This is a genomic window from Polyangiaceae bacterium, assembly GCA_016715885.1.
GTDB lineage: Bacteria > Myxococcota_A > Polyangia > Polyangiales > Polyangiaceae > Polyangium.
Genome location: JADJXL010000012.1, coordinates 73627 through 91811, shown reverse-complemented (window position 1 = coordinate 91811; position 18185 = coordinate 73627). Strand labels below are relative to the sequence as shown.

Below are 18185 nucleotides of genomic sequence, written 5' to 3'. Positions count from 1 at the left end.
ATTCCCGGCATTCACGAAATCAAGATTGACGTGCTCAAAGACCGCATTAAAAAGGCTTGCACGAAGCAAAAGAAAGCTTCTGTCAAAAACGCGAAACCTCGCGAGTAACCGGTTGACGTTATCCGGGCCGCAAATCAAGCGCCAAATGTAATCGACAACCGGTTACCTGCGAGCGAACCGGTTACCTTTCGGCAGACGCGTTGTCGGTTTTTTTGCGCGGTTCTATCTGTTCGCGCATGCAGTGGGAATTCAGCAAAACGCAACGCGCGCACATCCTGGCGGGAATCGCCGACGTCGAACCACGCACCGTCCAAAAGTACCTGGACGGCAAAACGGTTCACGCACGCAAACGAGAACGCATCGAGCTTGCCGAGCGGACATGGACGCAAATGGTCACGGACTATGACGAAGCTTGTGCTCGTCGCAAGCTCGCGCCCGTCGACACTTCCGACGCATCGAAGGGGACCGACCATGGCCACGAATGACCCCTTGGAAGATGCCCTTCGTCCGCTTGCCAAAGCTCTCGTCTCGGTCATGCGCGACGAGCTTGCAAAGCACGCCAAGGGGAGCGAAGGACCGCGCTACTACGACGCGAAAGATGCGCCCATGGGCAAAACGGCATTCTTGCGTCTCGCCAAGGAACGTGCGTTCCCTTCGTTCAAAGTGGGCAAGCGAATTCGAGCCCTCGCAAGCGACGTCCACGCGTACATGGAACGCCAGCAAGGCGCCAAGCCACGCGCCCCCCGTGCGCCCGTAGTCGCGCCCCCGGTCGACTTGAACGACTTGTCACCGGCCGAGCTTCACGAGCTTTCGATGAAGGGAGCTTTGCCCTCTCGACGGGGCAAGTAGCGGATCTCGCGCAAGGGTCGTGTGCGTTCGGCCCTCGCGCAAAAGACTTGACGCCGCGGGGAAAGCGTGATCCGTTGGGTGGTGAGCCTGAAAAGGCGCCGCCCATGGAGCTTGCACAACTCCACGGACGGCTAGGCAAAACCCCGTACTGAGCGAGGTTCTACCGTGAGCCCTTCCATAGTCGTATTTTGGCCAAGATCCAGCGTCATTTTTGCAGCTTGCGCGGAGGTGATTCGTCATGCCGCGTAAAGCTACAGGCAACGTCATCCGCGAAGGGGATCATTTCGTTGCGCGCGTTCAGCTCGACGGAAAGCGCGAGCGGATCCACCTTCCGCCGGGATTGTCCGAAGCGAAAGCAAGAGAGAACGCTGCGTTTTACGCGGAAAACCCCGAGCTAGCCCGCGCCAAACTCGAAGCGCAGAAAAACGAAAAAGCGAATATCGCCCCCATTCCGAAGGGCGAAACGTTCGCGCATTACGTCGTGAGGTATTACGAGGATCGAGACCGTCGCGGGCTTGCCGCGGTACAGGGCGATCAGCGTTTTCTCGAAAAACACGTTTGCCCCCATATCGGAGAAAAGCTGATCGCAGACGTTACCCGCGAGGACATAGAAAAACTCGTCCAGCATTTCGACAATAAAACCGCGCGCGGTGAATGGGCATGGCGTAGCGCGCGTCGATCGTGGAATTTGATCCACGCTCTATTCGCTCAGGCGTGCACGTCGAAAAACCTTGCGTTACGCGTTCGGAAGGACAACCCGACGCACGACGTAGCGCCCCCCGATGCAGGCGAGGAAAAGGCCAAGGCGTTTTTATGGCCAAACGAATTCTTGCGCCTCATGACGTGCGAGCAAGTGCCCCAGGATGCACGACGTCTCTACGCGATAGCGATTTACCTCTACTCGCGAGCGGCCGAAATCCTTGTCCTTCGCTGGACAGATATCGATTTGGAGCACGGGACGATCCGGATCGCGCGCGGGTTTGACCAGGAACGAAAGCAAGAAAAGTCGACGAAGGCCGGTAGGGTGCGACTGTTCGCGATAGAGCCTGAGCTATTGCCCTTGCTTCGCGTAATGCATGCCGAACGCCAAGACGACGGGCGAGTTTTCCCGCGTATGTCGAGCGCAATCCTTGCCGCTCGATTTCGCCATTACTTGCAAATCGCTGGTATCACGCGAGCGGATCTATTCCTTGACGATGACCAGCACATACCGATCCGGATGCATGATTGCAGGAGCACGGCTTGCACGTGGATGGCAATGCGTGGCGATCCGGTCACGACGATCATGGAACGCGTTGGACACCGCGAATTCGCGACCACGCAAGTCTACCTTCGTCGCGCTGATGCTTTGCGTGGACGAATCGGAGAACCCTTCCCAGCGTTGCCGTCATGCCTACTCGGCACGAGCACGAGCAACCCGAGCGGTGATGATGGCGGGGGGAAAGGGTCGGGGATTTGGTCGAACATTTTTACGGCTCCCGCTCTAGCGGCTGGTTTTTCGCTTGACGACAAGGTGCCAACCACTTTCCCGTGAGCTCTGTGCGAGGCTGGACGGCTCGAGGAGCGGCCGTCAAGACGCCGTTTCGGTGAATCTAATTGTGGAAGGAAAGCTTACCGTATCAGCTAGGTTTCGGCTCGCTACCGCCTTCGTCACCAGCATTTCGGTCACGCCGCTCGGCTGTGTATACGCCGTCTCCAAGCTGGTCCGTGACCGGATGCATGTACCGCATGCATCTCGTGCTTCACGACGAGCATGTCGTTTTTTCCGCCATGCGTTTGACCGTGGCGTTTGTCTGCGCTACCTCCGGGCAAGTCGAGACAAACGTATGGACTCCTTTGATCATTCGCTCAAATACCTTCTTCATCAAGAGCCGGCGGATTTTCTGCGTTTCGGGTTTGGCGACGATGCGGTGGTGATCGTGGCACCGAGCGAAAGTGCGCTTCCTCGCGCGCGGGCGCGACGTCGATGGTAGTTACCTCGTATATCGGCATGGCAAACAAAATGGTTGCGCACGTCGAGTTTCATCGACGGCATCAGGCACCAAGGACCTGGCCGTCGATGTCGCCGAAGCTCAGATCCGCCTATATCGTCGAGAAGAATGCCTCGTGGAGTCTCACGTTTGGGACTTGTACGGCGATTGCGACGGGACGCTGACGGAAAAACTTTCTTTGAACTACGGCACGGGTTGCTGTTCGACGTACGTACGGATCAATTTGCGAGCCATGGGGTGGCAGGATTTTCTGGCACGTGCGCCGCCTGCGCTTTGGCCGCTCGTGGCACTTACCCGGGACGGAGCGACAGGCGCGGCCGTCGAGAAGGCTCGTGACGCGATCGAAGCTCGCACGGACCGAACATCGAGCGAGCGGGCCGATCATCTTGCGGTGTTGTGGTTCGTTGCTGAAGCGGAAGATGTTGCCGTGCATCTGCTTCGGGCCTATCTTCAGAAGAGGCGACTCATGGAAAGCACGTTGTACAAGAGCATCTTTGCCGAAGGTGAGCTGGCGGGTGAAGCGCGCGGTGAAGTACGCGCGTACACGGAAACGATTACCCAAGTATTGATACGGTGGCTCGGAACGCTGGACGTCGCCTTTCGACAGCATCTCGCGGCATTCTCGGATCGAGCGATCCTTCGTGCGTGGCAGCAGGAAGCCATCTACTTGCATGGTGCCGATGACGCCCGAAAGCTGATCGAAAAGATCGAAGCGACGCCTTTGCCGCCGCCTGCACCCACGCGGGGCACCTCGAGCTGACTCCTCGGCGACAGCGGAGCCTCACCGTATGCCGGTGGTGGGTGGATGAAAAGAGGGGCCATCATCCCCTCCAAGAGGACTGGCTCCACGATCAACGCGGCTGCAGCCGCCTCGTCAGCCAGCGAGCGAGCGCGATATTCCGCACGGCCACGCCTACAGCATCGCCTCCGTCCTGCGAACGTCCAGCTCGAGCCCGATGCTGCGGATCCACCCGCGGCGGTTCTCTTTCAAGAATCACGCGTTCATCATTGACGCGGAAAACACGAAACCGAATCTGCCGTTCGCCGAGCTGCCCCTGACGCGGGTTCACTTACCTGCGCACGCAATGACTTCGGCGCAGGGCATCGGCTCTCACACTCGACGCATCTTCGCAAATGGCAACGAGAGCTGCCCCAGCGGCGCTCTCTTGCGCGAAGGTGGTCCTCGTGCGGAAAAGCCCGCTCGCGCCAATCCTGCCCGAATCGCTCAGGCCATTCGACGGGCTGCACGCGATTCGACCTGGCCCGCGCGCACCTCTTGCGATTCTCGATGATCGAGCCGAAAGGCTGAATTGAAATGCCAACGTTCGGGGAGAAATCCATGTCGATTGTGGGCGAGGTGCAACGCAGCGCCTTTGCCTTTGGTCATCAATCAGGCGATCCCGTGTTTACGACGCCATTCTTTCGGCGTGCACCCGAACCAGCGTCGGAACGCCCGAAAAAATGGACTCGGCTCCCCAAACCCGACGAGCCCCGCAATCTCATAGGTTGATACCGATGCATCGACGACATAGTTCAGCACCATCTCGCGCCGAATTTGCTCGAGCACGCCCTCGAAGCTCGTCCCCTCGCTCACCAGCCGGCGCTGAAGCGTACGCGTCGACATGCCCATGCTGCGCGCCACCGCAGATATCTTGGGAATGCCATCGTGGAGCGTGTGCATCAAACGCTGCCGCACCGTGGCGCCTGTCGGTCGCAAGTTTGCGGTCGGGTCGACTTTCGCAAGAACCAAGTCGAGCGCTCGACGGTACATGACGTGGTTCGTATGAAGCAGCGGCGTATCGAGCGTCTCCTGGTCGAAAACGATCTCATCGACGAGCGAACCGAAGTTGACAGGCACGCCGAAAAATTCTTCGTGCTCGTCTCGATCCCCAATCGGTATGTGTCGAAATGACACGCGAAGAGGCTTGATGTGCTTTCCGGTGAGTTGCCGTCCGAGCGCGACGGATGACGCCAGTGACGTCTCGTGCATCCCGGATGGGCCCCAATAGCGCTGATGTTTTTCGACCATCGGATGCGTTTGGACCGTTATCCGCATTCCTTCCGGCACGTGCGATATGTGCCGCACGATGAAATTGGTAGCCAAATGCTGAAACTTGCCGAAGTCGACCAAGGCCTGTCCGAAGGTGGTACCATGCTGCAACATGTTACCGATGACACCATAGCGCCTGGGCACGAAATGCTTACCCACGCGCAAACACGTATTGAATTTCGGCTGATGCATAAATAACATGCGCGAGACTTCGATCTGGCGTTCGAAGTGCACGAGCGCATCGCCGTCTTCGAGCACGTCCACATCGAGCCCCGCGTGCTTCAGCATATCGCGCGGATCCAGCCCCACGCGCATCCCGCCAAGGATGAGGCCCTGCGTGATCGACGCAATGATGTACGGCTCTCCCGACCCCACGAGCCGAGCATGCCAGAAATTTTCCGGCAATCATAGTCGTAAAAACCGACCAAAGGATCGTTTCCGAATCGAATGATATGGGGATTGCTGATCGGGTCGAGGCGAGCTCACCCCATTCTTTTCCTAGGATCGGCGCAGCTCCGTGAAGGGCGACGTCTTGGAGGCATAGCGCCCCGTGAGGAAATGCCAGTGGTAGCTGGCCACGATCCACGTGTAGCTGCCGCGAATGTACCGTCGCAGGGCTCCCTCGGCGCGCGCATCGATGGCCAAAAGCTCCCCGGTCCACTCCTCGACGAGGGCGACAGCGCGCAAATAACCGCCGCGCAAGCTCCGGTGCTCGTGCGTCATGACCGCATGCAGCAAATTGTTCGGGTTCCCCTCCTGCTGAACTTCCTTCTCGTATGAAAAAATATCATTGCTGACCACGACGATCAGATTGGAAAGCAGGGCCGCGCGGCGGGCCTCGGCGCTCGTTACGACATCGTCCTCCGTCGCGCTGCCAACCGCGAGCTCGATGAACGGCAGGACGGTATTGTAGGCGCCCTCGTGGATCCGCTGAGCCAGAAAAGTTTCAGGATCCGGGGTGTGGTCGGTTGCCCAGTTGCGTGCGCCCGGTAACGAACCGCGCAGCAGATACTCGCGGACGGCCCCGCGGAAGCGATCCACGCAACCGGCCGGTGCAACGGCCTGCAATTCGGCGAGGATCAGTGCGAGGAAGCGCACATTGGGATCGGTCGCCTCCGCCGTCGTCGACACATCGCGCCCGGCAAGGAGCTCGAGCAGGGACGAGACGACGCGCTCGTGCCGTGCGAGATCGGTGGCCAGATCACCACCGCGGACATCGGTGCGATCGTCGAAGCTCCACAACCAATAGTGCCAATCGTTGGCGATCTGAAGTACGTCGGCCGAGGCGTTTGGGTAGGCGGTTGCGGTCAGCTCGGAGAAGCGGCTTGCGCGGTAACGAGCGAGTCCCGCCGCACCTGATAGGAGGCCGAGCTCCTGCGCGCGTGAGAGCGTATGGCGGTCCGCCGTGTCAACGTGCTCATTCCGGATTAGCGTGACCCGAAGTGCATCGCACGTCCGTGCGAGCCCGCCGAGATCGATCGTGTCGCTCGATGCAGAGGCGGCTCGGACTGCGGCTCGTACCGCGGTCTGCCAGTGCGGGTCGCTGCGGCCCTTCCTGGTTGCGCATGCGCGGAGCGTGATGGCGATCGGGTCGCAGCCAACCTCGGGAACGTATTCGCCAAGCGCGCTCGCCTCGTATTGATCGCAGCGAAGGAGGATATCCCCGGCCTCGAGATCGCTCTGCTGCATCAGCTCGCGCAGCGTACGGGTGAGCAGCGTGAGGACCTCCCCTTCCTCGCTCGTAACGGCGCGCGGCGGGCGGTGCCGGATAGCCCGAGCATCGATGGGGGCCCCTTGGAAACGAAGCGTGCGGTGAGAAGGGAACGACCGAATGGGCTGATTGGTAATGGTGTCTCTTGACATGATGCATGCCATGATGAAACAGCGCGTTCGGATTTACAGCGACCCCAAACGCCAGATAACTGACTTCTGGCGCCAATCGTGTCGCGTCGGCCCGTCGTTTGCCAATCAACGCCCGCTCGGTGTTGTGCTACGTCTTTCGCGCTTCCTGCGTGAACTTCGGCATAACCCTCGAAACGTGACCAATCCCATGCCTACCCTCGTCCTTTCACACCGCTACAGTTCCGATTCGAATGCGCTGTTCGCTGCCGCGCTTGCCTCCGGCTGGGATGTCGAGCGGCTGCATTCGTTTCAATGCCCCGAAGGTCTTGCCACGCGCGAACCCGTCTTTTACGGGGAAACGCTCTTGGCGGATGCCATCGCCGCAGATCTTGGCATTGCTCTCCTCGAACCCACCTCCGATTGGCTCCCTCGCCTGCCGGCTCGATATCGCCTGCGCGACATTCGACTGATGACGCTCGAGGAAGCCGTGCAGTTGTCCGAGCGCGTTTTCGTCAAGCCCACGGACGAGAAGTGTTTCCCGGCGCGTGTGTACGAACGAGGCGCGGCCATCGATCCGGATCCGATGATCGATCGAGATTTGCCCGTGCTCGTGAGTGAGCCCGTGGTATTCGACATCGAATTCCGGTTTTTCGTCGTCGAACGGTCCATTGCTGCATTTTCGCCGTACATTCGCGGTGGTGCAATCGCACGAGACGCCGGTGGCGATTGGACGGCAAGCGAAGACGAAATCGATGCAGCCACGCAATCGATGACGGCACTGCTTGCCGATCCGGATGTCGAGTTGCCTCCCGCCGTCGTCGTGGATGTCGGACACATGGTGGGTCGAGGTTGGGGGGTTGTCGAAGCAAACCCGGCCTGGGCTTCGGGGCTCTGCGGGGCGGATCCGCGAGGCGTGCTTTCGGTCCTCCGTCGAGCCGCCGTGGCGCGTAATCATGTTACGGCAGCCGATGCGAAATGGGTGCGATGAAGACGAGGCTCTTGGCGCGGTCACCCATTTCTACTTGGCTATCTCATAAACGACGGATTCGCGCAGGTCCCCCTCGGGCTCGACTTCCCGAATGGTTCGGACGAGTTTGGCGCCGAGTTTTTCCATGGCGGCTCGCGACCTGAAGTTGGTCACCCCGACGACGAATTCCACGACGTCCACGAAACGAAATGCATGTTCGACCATGAGCTGCTTGAGTTCCCGATTGCTGCCATTGCCCCAGTGAGCGCGTGTCAAAAAGGTGTATCCGATTTCCACGCGCCTTTGTACGGGGTCGTGATTGACATAGCGGGAGGAACCGATGACGGCGCCGGTCGCATTGTCCCGCACGACCAGCGCGCCCCCGGATTCGATGCCAGTCTTGAAGAAAAGCGTGAACAAGGGCCGCGTGTATCGATCTACCGGATGCTGCGCCCAAATGTCCGGATCCGACGCCGCTGCGAACAGGGCGTCGAAATCATCTTCGCGGAGGGGCGTGGCATGAAGTGTCGGGCCCCGCAAAATGGGTTGCCAATCCGCTCGCGTCTCGGTGTCGTTCATGGCGTTTCGAGCTCCATTCCAGGACTTCGAGGAGCGAGCATGCCCGAGGCGGCAGCGGTGGTCAAGGTGCGCAGTTCGTCACGCGACATTCTCTGACGTCTCGGGAATGTCTTCGATAACGTTCCCGGTGTCGCGGCAAGTATTTCTCCCACGCGCAGATCCTTGCAGGAGCCTACAAATAGGTGTATACGAAGCGGCAGTGAAGGACAAACCGTTCGTCTTGACGGGATCCTCGCTCGAGGATCTCCGTGCCTTCCCGGCAGACGCGCGACGCAGGTCGACGGGCAATGTGTTCGAGGACCTGGGTTTCCCTCAGCAGGAGGCGGAGAACCTGCGAATTCGCGCTGACCTCATGATTCGTCTTCGAAAGATCATCGAAGATAGAGGTCTGACACAAGCAGCCGCGGCCACGTTGCTCGGCGTCACGCAGCCTCGCATAAGCGATCTCGTACATGGAAAGATCGAGCGATTCAGCGTGGACACGCTGATCTCGATGCTCGGACGCGCAGGTCTCGTTGTCAAAGTCACGGCCACGAATCGACGACGAGTGGCCTGATTCGCGCCGCGTACTCCCTCGGCGAAAAACGCAGCTATGGATATGCCGTGCACGAATACCTCGGGCTCCTGAAATGCCGGCGCATTGCGCCCATGGTCATCAATACCCAATGCAATGGCCCAACGCACCCGCGGTCAGATCGACACACGCCAATGCATTGAATGCATCGACCCACCTCAACGCATGATGTCGCGAATCTGATTCGACGTCGCGTCCGCCAATCCCTTCGCCAGCTTGCGCGGATCCAATTCGACGACCAGCGTCACGACATCCGGCATATGCGACGCAACCGCCGGCGATAACGGCGCATCCAGGCCAAGCAAATGACCAAACGGACGCGATGCAACATCCTCCCAGCTCGCAGCAAGCCTGCGCGATGCCTCGTCACCACTCTTACTGAAATCCCCCGCTACCACCATCTCGATGAGCACGCTCTCCCGCCGCGTCGGGCGCGCCGCCGCCCCCACCGCCGTCGCCGCCGCCAAAAGACCGCGTGCTCCTCGCGCCAGTTCCCCCTCGAAAGGCCCCGGTGCAAACGCTCGCAGCGGAGCCGATTCCAATCGCTTGGCAAGCACATGAAGCGCTTCGTCATCGAACACACGCCTCGTGCGCTTCAACTTGCCGAGCGCCAACAGCGTGACCACGCGACACGGCCCGCGATCCGCCGAACCCTCCTGCTGAAAACACACGACGTCTCGCCCTATCGCCGCAAACGCGTGCACTGTCTTGCCAATACGACCACTCGCTCGCACGACGCGCGGATCATCGACAGCTCGCAAAACGTCGGAGCTCAAACGATCGCGAAACAATCGTTCGACAACGAGCGGATCCGTCGCGTGCCGTACGAGCTGCAACGATATGTCGTCTGCTTCGGCTTCGTTGCGATACGCCGCCCATGAAGCTTCAGGAACGGCACGCAGATCGAAGCCCATGAGCTGCGCGAATCGATCGAGACGCGCCTTGTCGATCAACATGGCAATGGACGGCTCGAGCCATGCGATCGAGGCGATCTCGCGCGGACGAGCAACGACGAGCCAGCGCAATCCGGGCAATGGAACGAGCACGTCGAGCGATGGAATTGCGAGCGGTTTTGGAGGCTGAGGCGGCGGCCTCGTGACCGTCGCGCCCGGTGCGCCAGAACAACCAAACAAAGCAGACGCGAACACGGAGAGGGCCGCCGTGAGGAAAAAGCGCCGATCTACGCGTTCTTCAGCCGAGGACGAGATGGGCGAACTTGCGGTTCTTCGATCCAACGCGAACAAGATACCTCCGGCCCCGTTCGAGCTTCGCTTGCTCGTCGCGTACCACCTCGCCGTCGATGTGCACCGCGCCGCCCTTGATGAGCCTGAAGCCTTCACTCGTCGACTTCACGAGCCCCGACAAAGACAATGCCTTGGCGAGGCCGAGCGTATCTCCGTCGGCTTTGACAGCAATCTCTTCGATGTTTTCCGGTAGGCCCCCTGCCGCGACACTGCGCCTTCGTTCGAGCGCTGCATCGGCCGCTTCGCTCGAATGAAACCGCGTGACGATCTCCTTCGCGAACGTTTCCTTCACATCGATGATGTTCTTCGTTCCCGCGGCGACGTCGCTGCGCAGCGCTGCGATCTCTTCGTTCGATCGTGCCGACAAGAGGTCCATGTACCGCCAGATGACTTGATCATCGACGAGCATGAGCTTTTGCAGCATCTCGAACGGAGGTTCATCGATGCCGACGTAGTTGTTTGCGCTCTTCGACATCTTGGCGCCGACGACTTTGCCGTTCTCGAAGCGCGCGTTGGTTCCTTCGAGGATCGGCGTGGTCATGACGATCTGCGCACGCTTGCCGTAACGGGGCATGAGGTCGCGGCCGACGAGCAAATTGAAGAGCTGATCGGTGCCGCCAAGCTCGACGTCGCATTCGAGGACGACGGAGTCGTAGGCTTGCAAAAGCGGGTAGAGGAATTCGTGGACGTGGATGGGGACTTGGCCGTGAAAGCGCTTGGAAAAGTCGTCGCGTTCGAGCATGCGGGCAACGGTGTACTTGGCGCAAAGCTCGATCATGTCCGTCGGTGACAGCTTGCCGAGCCATTCGGAGTTGTAACGAACTTCGGTTCGATCTTTGTCGAGCACCTTGAACGCTTGCGCCTGGTACGTCTCGGCCGCCGCCATGACTTCTTCGCGGGTGAGGCGCGGGCGCGATTCGCTCTTACCCGTTGGATCTCCAACCATCGCGGTGAAGTCTCCGACGAGGAAAATGACTTGGTGCCCGAGCTCTTGGAAAGCTCGCATTTTCTGCATGAGCACGGTGTGCCCGATGTGCAGATCCGGCCTCGTGGGATCGAAGCCGGCTTTGATGCGCAGGGGTCGATTTTCCGAAAGCCGCTCGACGAGGTCCGCACGGACATGAAAGTCCACGACACCTCGACCAAGGATCTCGATTTGGCGCTCGGCAGAAAGCATGGCGGAGACTTTGTCGAACGCTGCGCCAAGCGCAAGCATGGGTGGGACTACGCGACGATTTGGATCACTCGTCGTCGTCTTTGCCGCCGGAGATGGCGAAGGCTCGGCTCTGGTTGACGAGCTCTTTGAGCTCCTTGCCGACCTTGAAGAACGGCAGTCGTTTGGCCGGAACGGATACGGCTTGGCCCGTGCGCGGATTGCGTCCGCTATAGGGTTTGTACGGACGCATCGTGAAGCTGCCGAAGCCGCGGATCTCGATGCCTTCGCCCTGCTCGAGCGCTTCGATCATCGCATCGAACACCGTGTTCACCACGAGCTCGGCTCGGGCTTTGGTGAGTTCGCCACGTCCCGCGATCGCGTCGATGAGCTCGCTTTTCGTCATCCCTGCACCCCTTTGTGCCCCTTGTAGACCTCACGAACGTCTCAAGGGAAAAACTCGAGCCTTCGCCCCCACAAAGCTCGATTCAGCCCCCGAAAATTCGGACCAGCGTCCCACGCGTTCACGTCCAGGGTCAACGCCTTTTCGGCTCTTCGATGTCGATGCGATCGAGCGCCACGAGGGCATCTGCAGGGAGCCCCGCATCTCTCAGCACAATGATGGATAACGTACGAGCAACTTCGGGAACTTCGAATGCAGGCAACGTCACGCAACGAGCCGACGAGGAATGTTCACGTTCACTCTGATCTGCCGCAGAAACGCGGGTCGAGTGCACGGTCTGTCCATCCACGACCCACGATACGGATGCTGAAGCGGCTGCTTCGAAGCCGATGCGCGCGGCGATACGACGGCCCGCAAGAAAAGGCGCGGGAAGCGCGAGCGTGATGGATGCGGGTTTGTCAGAGCTTACCGGCGTGACGACGAGCCAACGCCTTGCAGATGCGCACGGTGCGTTGGGCCATGAAGCGAGCGCGTAGCCTTGATCTTGCGCGATGGGTGGCCACAGGTTTTCCGCTTCGATGCCGAGCGTCGTGGACGAAGCGATGTCGTAAGGAACGACGCGCACGTCGGGATGGTCCACGCCCAAAGGAAAAAGGTAGCGATACGCGGCCGGTTTGCCGTGCTTTTGCCACGTCATGAGGTCGAGGGCGTCGCCGCGGAGACGAGCCACGTGCCATGGATTGGACGTCAAACTGTTTGACGTCGAAGCTTGTCCGTGTTTGTCCGGGTCGAAGGCAAGGTTGAAGCCGTGATCGGTGTCGACGAAGAGGAGCGCTGGGGCTTCGACGTTAGGCAGCCGGGAAGGCTCGAACATGGGGCGGCCTCCGTCGCGATCTCGCAAGGCGGCGTGGTCGAAGCCGGCGCGAAAGGCGAAACCGAGTGGTACGAGGGCAAGGACAGCGGAGGGCCTCACCCCCCGGCCCCCTCTCCACAAGTGGAGAGGGGGAGAAGGCCTCACCCCCCGGCCCCCTCTCCACACAGTGGAGAGGGGGGGAAAGCGCGCGACGGCAATCGCAGCGAGCACGTGTTCGAGCGGCAAGACGTCTGCATAAAAGCGGGCGCCTCCGCCGGGGTAGTTGCCGTCGAAGTAGAACGGAACGTACACGGCAATTTGCGCAAGCACGCCGATGGGCAGAAAACGCAGGCGCGGGTCACGAAAGGCGATGACTGCGCCGGCAAGCACGACGAGCGTGAAGGGCTCGGAGTTGCCTGCATCGACGAGGTGTTGCTTGAGGCGTCGCAGGGTGGTCGCTGCTGCGGCGAAGGCGCCGTAGCCGTGCGTTAGGTTTCGCTGGACGAACTCGCCGTGTTCTCCGATGCAGCCGATGCCAGCGCCGAATCCGTAACGGAAACAGTCTGGAGGACCGTCCGAAACGGCGTAGTAGGCGGTTTGCGACGATGCGAAGAACGCGCCGGTCGCGGCATGTTGGTGCGCAACGAGCAGCGCGAGGCCGGGCAAGCTGCCGAGAAGCGCCGATGCGAAGAGGCGCAAGGTTGCACGCGGGTGCGCTCGGCAAGCGGAGGCGAGCACGGCGGCGAGCGTGATGCCCAAGGCCAGCGCGGACACGGGACGGGTAGCTGCGAGCCATCCAGCAAAGAGGCCGGCGGCGATGCTGGGCCAGGTAGCACTACGGTGGTCGTGGATGGCGCGCGCTGCGCTGAGCGCGAAGACGAGCGCGCCGGAGAAGCACAGGGCCGACAGGCCGTGCGACATGGTGTCGGCGGTGTGATAGCGAAGGGCCGCGCACGCGACGGAGAAGAGGGCGGCGAGGCGCGGGATGGAGGGGGTGGACGAGGTTTCCCCAGGGGAGACGGCTCGAGCAAGCGCCCAGGTGGTGCAGGTGATGCCCGCGGCGAGGAGCGGTCCGATGACGAGCGGGTGTCCGAGGACAAACCCGAGGGCAAGCAGCGCAGGATACCCGGGCGGGAAGATGACGGCCGCGTGCGAGCCGTCGGCGCCGTCGGTGCGCACGAGGAAGCGGCCGAGCGTCGAGGCGACGGGTTCGTCCAGGCGAAACGCGAGGTGTCCTTCCGCGAGGGCGCGTGCTTCGAGGAAGTAGCTCGTCGCATCGATGATGCGCGGGCCTCCGCGCAGGTAAAGCGCGACGTAAGCGGCCGACAGCGCAGCGGCGACGAGCGCGCACACGCCAAGGAAGGCGCCGTTTCTCTCCCCCTCTCCGCGTAGTGGAGAGGGGGCCGGGGGGTGAGGCCTTCTCCCCCTCTCCGCTTGCGGAGAGGGGGTTGGGGGGTGAGGCAGCACGATGCGAGCGGCCCCGAAAAATGCTCCAATGCCCAGGATCAGCGCGAAGATCTGGACAGTTTCACGAGGAAAACCGAATTGCACGGGCGATCATCCGCCCGGTTGCGCGAGCTTTTCGCCCCGAGTCGATACGACCCACACGTGATACGTCACCCACTCCCCTTCGACGGGCGTGAGGGACAGCGTGAACCGAGCAGGCAGGTCTGCGGGCAAGTCCATGCTGACCTCGGACCACGTCGCGGATGCCGGCGCCGTGAGGCGTCCCGCGAGTTTGCCGTCGATGTGCACGTCCGCAGCAACGGGTTTGGCAGGAACAACGCGCACGATGAGTCGTCCGGCGCGGCTTGGAACGACAAACGTGGCCGTTTCCGCTTGGCCGCCCGGAATGATGCGCCCCGCGTCGAACATTTCACGCCGGCGACTCCCAGGCTCGGGCAGCAAACGATGCACGACAAACCCCATCCCAGGCTTGGGCATGTTGTACTGATGCGCCTTTTCGCTCACGAGATCTGCAACGTCGAGCTCGTCGACGACACGTTCTCCATCGCGAAGCGATCGCGGGGTGCCCGCGCGATCGAGGGCGCTCCAATCCGCCTTGTACAAGACCTTTTCTGCACCACCGCAAATCACGTTTCCCACGACGGGAATACCCACGAGCCGCTTGCCGAACATGGGCGGAAGGTCGCCCCACCAGGTCGGGTACAGCGCCATGTAGTCGGGTCGATCCTCGGGCGGAATTCGCTCGATGAGCTCGATGGATGCTCCGAGTCCATGCGTACCTGCGCGGGCGAACGGTAGGTCGTGGTAGCCGCCCAAGCCGATGAGATCGAGTCCCGGCCTATCGGATGCGTAGATGAGCGCGCCGGCGTCGCCCACGAGCACGCGCCTCGCTTTGCGTTCGGCAAGCACTTTGCCCGCGATGATGTGCTGGTCGCGAATGTTGCGACTCGCGCGGCCGAAGAACCAAATTTGGTCGCGCATCTTGGGCACTTGGTGTTGCCAGTAAACCCCCATCGCTGCGCACGCGATCGCGACGCGCACGGCCCACGTCGCACGAGCCGCCTTGCTTTGTCGAAGCGCGGGGGCGATCAGAACACCGATTCCCGTTGCAGCGAGCACGAAGAGCCACGCGACGGCGCTCATCGTGTACCTCTCGTTTTGCCAACGAACTTGGCCGTTCAGCGCGACGAGCACGGACCAACCGATGATTTGTGCCCAAAGCACTACGGCGAAAGCACGTGTTTTACGGGATGCAAGCGGCACGAGCGCCACGAGCGGCACCAGATAACCCCAGGGCCGGGCGTCTGCGAAGTGGTGCTCGGTGTTTCGCCGGATCACGTATTCGAAAAGGTCTCGCCACTGGTCGAACTTCTGCTGCGCCGTCATGTACGGGTGGTTGATCGCCAGCTTCACGAGCGCCCCTGCTGCCGTCCATTCGCCCGTGAATGCTCGATTCGCGATCGATTGCATGCCCAGCGCGATGGCCCCGGGCAAACCCACGCGCAGCAGCGTGGGCACGGCATCCCGCAGGCCAAACGTTCGCCACACATAGAGCGCGGCATAAATGGCAAAGGCGGCGATGCACACGACGGATTCGGGTCGCGTCCACAGCAAGAGCGCCCCGGCGAACCCCGCAACCCACGCATAACGACGCATCGCGCGCAGGTCCGAAGATTGCCGCGTCAACTCGAACGTGGGCACGAGCATGAGCGCCCACATGCCGAGATGAAAGGCGTTCTCCATGCCGCTCCAGAGCGACCACGCAAGCGCTCCCATGGACAAAACAGCCGGCGGCACGAGGTACTTTGCTGCGCGGCTCAGCGGGTCGATGACGCGCCCAAGGGCCACGAAAAACAGCACCATGGAGAGGACCGCGACCAGCGCCGCCCACACCATCAGGTTCGAGCTGCGAAACCCAGCCAAGTAACCGATGGCCAAGACAAACGGGTAGAGCAAGCTCGTGTTGCCGCTCGAAAAACCGTTTCCTTCGGACCACTCGAAAGGAAACCCGCGCGCCGCGGCTCGGGCGTAGTCGAAGTGGATGAACACGTCATCGAGCGGTGCGGACCACTCGCCGCGCGTCTGCACGTGCATGTAGCCGTAAAAGGTGGTGGCCGAATAGATAGTGCATCCGATGGCAAATGCGGGGAAAAGCCTGCGATCGATCGCAGGCCAACGTTCGACGAGCGCCTCCATGAACGTAGGTGACCTTGCGGCACCACTGTTTGGCGCAGCGCTCTTCTCACTGTTTGGCGCAGCGCTGTCCGGAGAGGGCTCGGGTTTGGCCGAATCGGCGAGGCTGTCCGAATGATCAGACACGATGTTCTTTTACACGATCCCGCACTTCGTTCACCGCCGACGGGTCGAGCGCATCGCACGAGAATCGGCACTTGGCGGTGAAAATGCATGGATGATCGCGTTGACCGCCCGGATGAGCCCCTGTAAATATCGGGCGCGTTCATGCGTCGCTCATCGAGACGCAGACGCCGAATGGACGACTGATGCGTTGGTTCGTTGAAATCTCGTCGCTCGGGGCCTCCGCCGAACCTCCCGTGAAGTTGTGTGTCGAGGCGCCTCAGTGGCAACCCGCGCTGCAAAAAGCGCGTGCTCTTCGTGGCGACGAGGGGCCGCTCAGCAATTTCTCCATCGAGCTGCTCGACGAGGGCTATCGCGCCGTCGATCCAGCAACTCGGCAGCGATACTTTGTACGCAAAGCACCTGACGACGCACCGCTCACGACGTCGATGCCGAGCGCCGCGCCCGCAGCGCCCGTGGCCAAACCCGAGCCACTCGCCGAGGACAAACCCGGTGCGCCCGCTCCGGAGAAACCGAACGTTCGCGCTCCGATGCAAACGTCGCCGTTCGGATCGACGGGCTCCGCGGCCATTCGTCCCGGTGGCGAAACACCTGCACCTGCACCTGCAACTGCACCTGCACCTGCTCGGCCTCTTCCGCCGAAAAAGGCCACGGTGCAGGGAATGCCTGCCGCTGCAGCGCCCATTCGAAAGCCCACCGTGCCCGGCATGCTCGCGGCTGCTGGAGCATCACCCAGCCCTGTCACGTCGACTCCCGCTCCGCCCGCTACGCGTGCTTCATCCCCCTCGATCGTCACACACAAGGTGCACTCGAGCCGCGAGGAAAACGCGACGGCGAGCTCGCCTCTGACGTACCGCGAGTTTGTCTATGTCGTCGCGGAAGGCACGAACGAGGATGCCGCCAAGACGCTGCTGCTCGACCGCCTCGACAACGTCGCCAAAGGCCTCGGCGACGTGCAGGGCAAGCTCGTGCAGATGGCGGTCTTCGACCATGCGTACCAGGGACGCCCGCAACGCAAGCCGATCGCAACGCTGAAGTGGCGAGATTGGCGCGGCGAACCGGAAGTCGTGTTCCCGTCGCGGCCCGAAGGTGAACAGCCCAAGGAAACGCAGGAAAAAGTAGCTCCGCAGCCAGTTCGACCGGCATCCACGCCGCCGCCTGCGAGGGTCTCGGCCACACCGATTCCAGCCAGGGTCGTGCCGGCCGCCAAACCATCGGCGCCGGTTGCTCCTCGAATACCCGCGCCTGCAACGAGGCCATCTTCTCCTGCGCTCCGAGCGTCGACGCCCGCACCTCCCAGAGCGTCCACGCCCGCGCCTCCCAAAGCCTCCGTCCCTCCCGCACGCATCAAGAGCACCGATGAAGTCATGGCCGAGCTTTCGGGTGCCGTGACGGATCTGCATTTCATGCGCGACGCGCTCGAAGGTGCCGACTTCGTCGTGACACTCGTGGGCGAAAAATTCCCCAGCGAGGTGGTGCTGGTTTGGCTGCACGACGCGGACAAACGCGAGCTCGTTCTGGTGCGACAAACCGGCGGAAAAACCGATCAGCTTCTGTCGCGCATCTCCGACAAACAAGGACTTGCCCAAGCTGCTCTGCGCAGCCAACGTGCCGTCGTGATCCCCGATGCGACGCGTGATCCCCGAGCGAACGAGGCCCGCTGGAAGACCATGGGCGTCGAGCCCAAGAGCATCGTCGTCGCTCCCGTCATGGCTTCGGGCAAACCCTACGGACTCATCGAGATCCTCAATCCGAAATCCGGCGGCCGATTCGGCACCATCGAAAACAACGGCCTGACGTACATCGGCCAGCAACTCGCCGAATTCATCGCGACCAACGGCGTGATCCTCGATTCCGATCGCATCCTCGCCGGTGCGAAACGGATCGCCACGTAGCG

Annotated in this window: 15 protein-coding genes; 7 read left to right on the top strand and 8 right to left on the bottom strand. The window is 61.5% G+C overall.

Going from position 1 to position 18185, the window contains the following annotated elements:
- Positions 1 to 236: 236 nt before the first annotated feature.
- The 4 genes from IPM54_13360 to IPM54_13345 all read left to right on the top strand — a co-directional run bounded on the left by IPM54_13360 (position 237) and on the right by IPM54_13345 (position 3600).
- Positions 237 to 485 (top strand): hypothetical protein, encoded by a 249-nt coding sequence (locus tag IPM54_13360; GenBank protein MBK9260793.1) that lies wholly within the window; start codon positions 237 to 239, stop codon positions 483 to 485.
- A complete protein-coding gene (locus IPM54_13355; protein MBK9260792.1) occupies positions 472 to 849 on the top strand; it encodes a helix-turn-helix domain-containing protein in 378 nt (125 codons plus the stop codon). Before IPM54_13360 ends, IPM54_13355 begins: the two co-directional genes overlap by 14 nt.
- A gap of 238 nt (positions 850 to 1087) precedes the next feature.
- Positions 1088 to 2383, top strand: coding sequence for a tyrosine-type recombinase/integrase (locus IPM54_13350; GenBank protein MBK9260791.1), 1296 nt, complete (start codon positions 1088 to 1090; stop codon positions 2381 to 2383).
- A 401-nt stretch (positions 2384 to 2784) separates the two neighbouring features.
- Positions 2785 to 3600: a hypothetical protein gene (locus IPM54_13345; protein ID MBK9260790.1), complete on the top strand. Its 816-nt coding sequence runs from the start codon at positions 2785 to 2787 to the stop codon at positions 3598 to 3600.
- 630 nt (positions 3601 to 4230) lie between these two features.
- On the opposite strand, the gene IPM54_13340 is transcribed toward IPM54_13345, so the two are convergent.
- On the bottom strand, positions 4231 to 5265 hold the full coding sequence (locus tag IPM54_13340) for an AraC family transcriptional regulator (GenBank protein ID MBK9260789.1): 1035 nt from the start codon (positions 5263 to 5265) through the stop codon (positions 4231 to 4233).
- Positions 5266 to 5388: 123 nt separating this feature from the next.
- Positions 5389 to 6753 (bottom strand): hypothetical protein, encoded by a 1365-nt coding sequence (locus tag IPM54_13335; protein MBK9260788.1) that lies wholly within the window; start codon positions 6751 to 6753, stop codon positions 5389 to 5391.
- A 187-nt stretch (positions 6754 to 6940) separates the two neighbouring features.
- Here IPM54_13335 and IPM54_13330 point away from each other — a divergent pair, with 187 nt between their 5' ends.
- A complete protein-coding gene (locus IPM54_13330) occupies positions 6941 to 7720 on the top strand; it encodes an ATP-grasp domain-containing protein (protein ID MBK9260787.1) in 780 nt (259 codons plus the stop codon).
- A 30-nt stretch (positions 7721 to 7750) separates the two neighbouring features.
- Here the strand turns inward: IPM54_13330 and IPM54_13325 are convergent, their stop codons facing one another.
- Positions 7751 to 8278, bottom strand: coding sequence for a GNAT family N-acetyltransferase (locus tag IPM54_13325; GenBank protein MBK9260786.1), 528 nt, complete (start codon positions 8276 to 8278; stop codon positions 7751 to 7753).
- Positions 8279 to 8384: 106 nt separating this feature from the next.
- Between IPM54_13325 and IPM54_13320 the strand changes: the two genes are divergently transcribed.
- Entirely contained in the window at positions 8385 to 8834 is a 450-nt protein-coding gene (locus IPM54_13320; protein MBK9260785.1) for an XRE family transcriptional regulator, read from the top strand.
- A 176-nt stretch (positions 8835 to 9010) separates the two neighbouring features.
- On the opposite strand, the gene IPM54_13315 is transcribed toward IPM54_13320, so the two are convergent.
- The 5 genes from IPM54_13315 to IPM54_13295 all read right to left on the bottom strand — a co-directional run bounded on the left by IPM54_13315 (position 9011) and on the right by IPM54_13295 (position 16168).
- The gene (locus tag IPM54_13315) at positions 9011 to 10099 is read right to left on the bottom strand and encodes a hypothetical protein (GenBank protein ID MBK9260784.1); all 1089 of its coding nucleotides are present in this window, start codon (positions 10097 to 10099) and stop codon (positions 9011 to 9013) included.
- Positions 10044 to 11273, bottom strand: coding sequence for a tyrosine--tRNA ligase (locus tag IPM54_13310; protein MBK9260783.1), 1230 nt, complete (start codon positions 11271 to 11273; stop codon positions 10044 to 10046). The genes IPM54_13315 and IPM54_13310 overlap by 56 nt, the downstream gene beginning before the upstream one ends.
- Positions 11274 to 11337: 64 nt before the next feature.
- Positions 11338 to 11655 carry an integration host factor subunit beta gene (locus IPM54_13305; GenBank protein ID MBK9260782.1) on the bottom strand — a complete coding sequence of 106 codons (318 nt, stop codon included), beginning with the start codon at positions 11653 to 11655 and terminating at the stop codon, positions 11338 to 11340.
- Positions 11656 to 11785: 130 nt separating this feature from the next.
- On the bottom strand, positions 11786 to 13858 hold the full coding sequence (locus IPM54_13300) for a hypothetical protein (GenBank protein MBK9260781.1): 2073 nt from the start codon (positions 13856 to 13858) through the stop codon (positions 11786 to 11788).
- A 204-nt stretch (positions 13859 to 14062) separates the two neighbouring features.
- Positions 14063 to 16168 (bottom strand): hypothetical protein, encoded by a 2106-nt coding sequence (locus tag IPM54_13295; protein MBK9260780.1) that lies wholly within the window; start codon positions 16166 to 16168, stop codon positions 14063 to 14065.
- A gap of 305 nt (positions 16169 to 16473) precedes the next feature.
- On the opposite strand from IPM54_13295, the gene IPM54_13290 reads away from it, so the two are divergent.
- Entirely contained in the window at positions 16474 to 18183 is a 1710-nt protein-coding gene (locus IPM54_13290; protein MBK9260779.1) for a GAF domain-containing protein, read from the top strand.
- Positions 18184 to 18185: the final 2 nt, after the last annotated feature.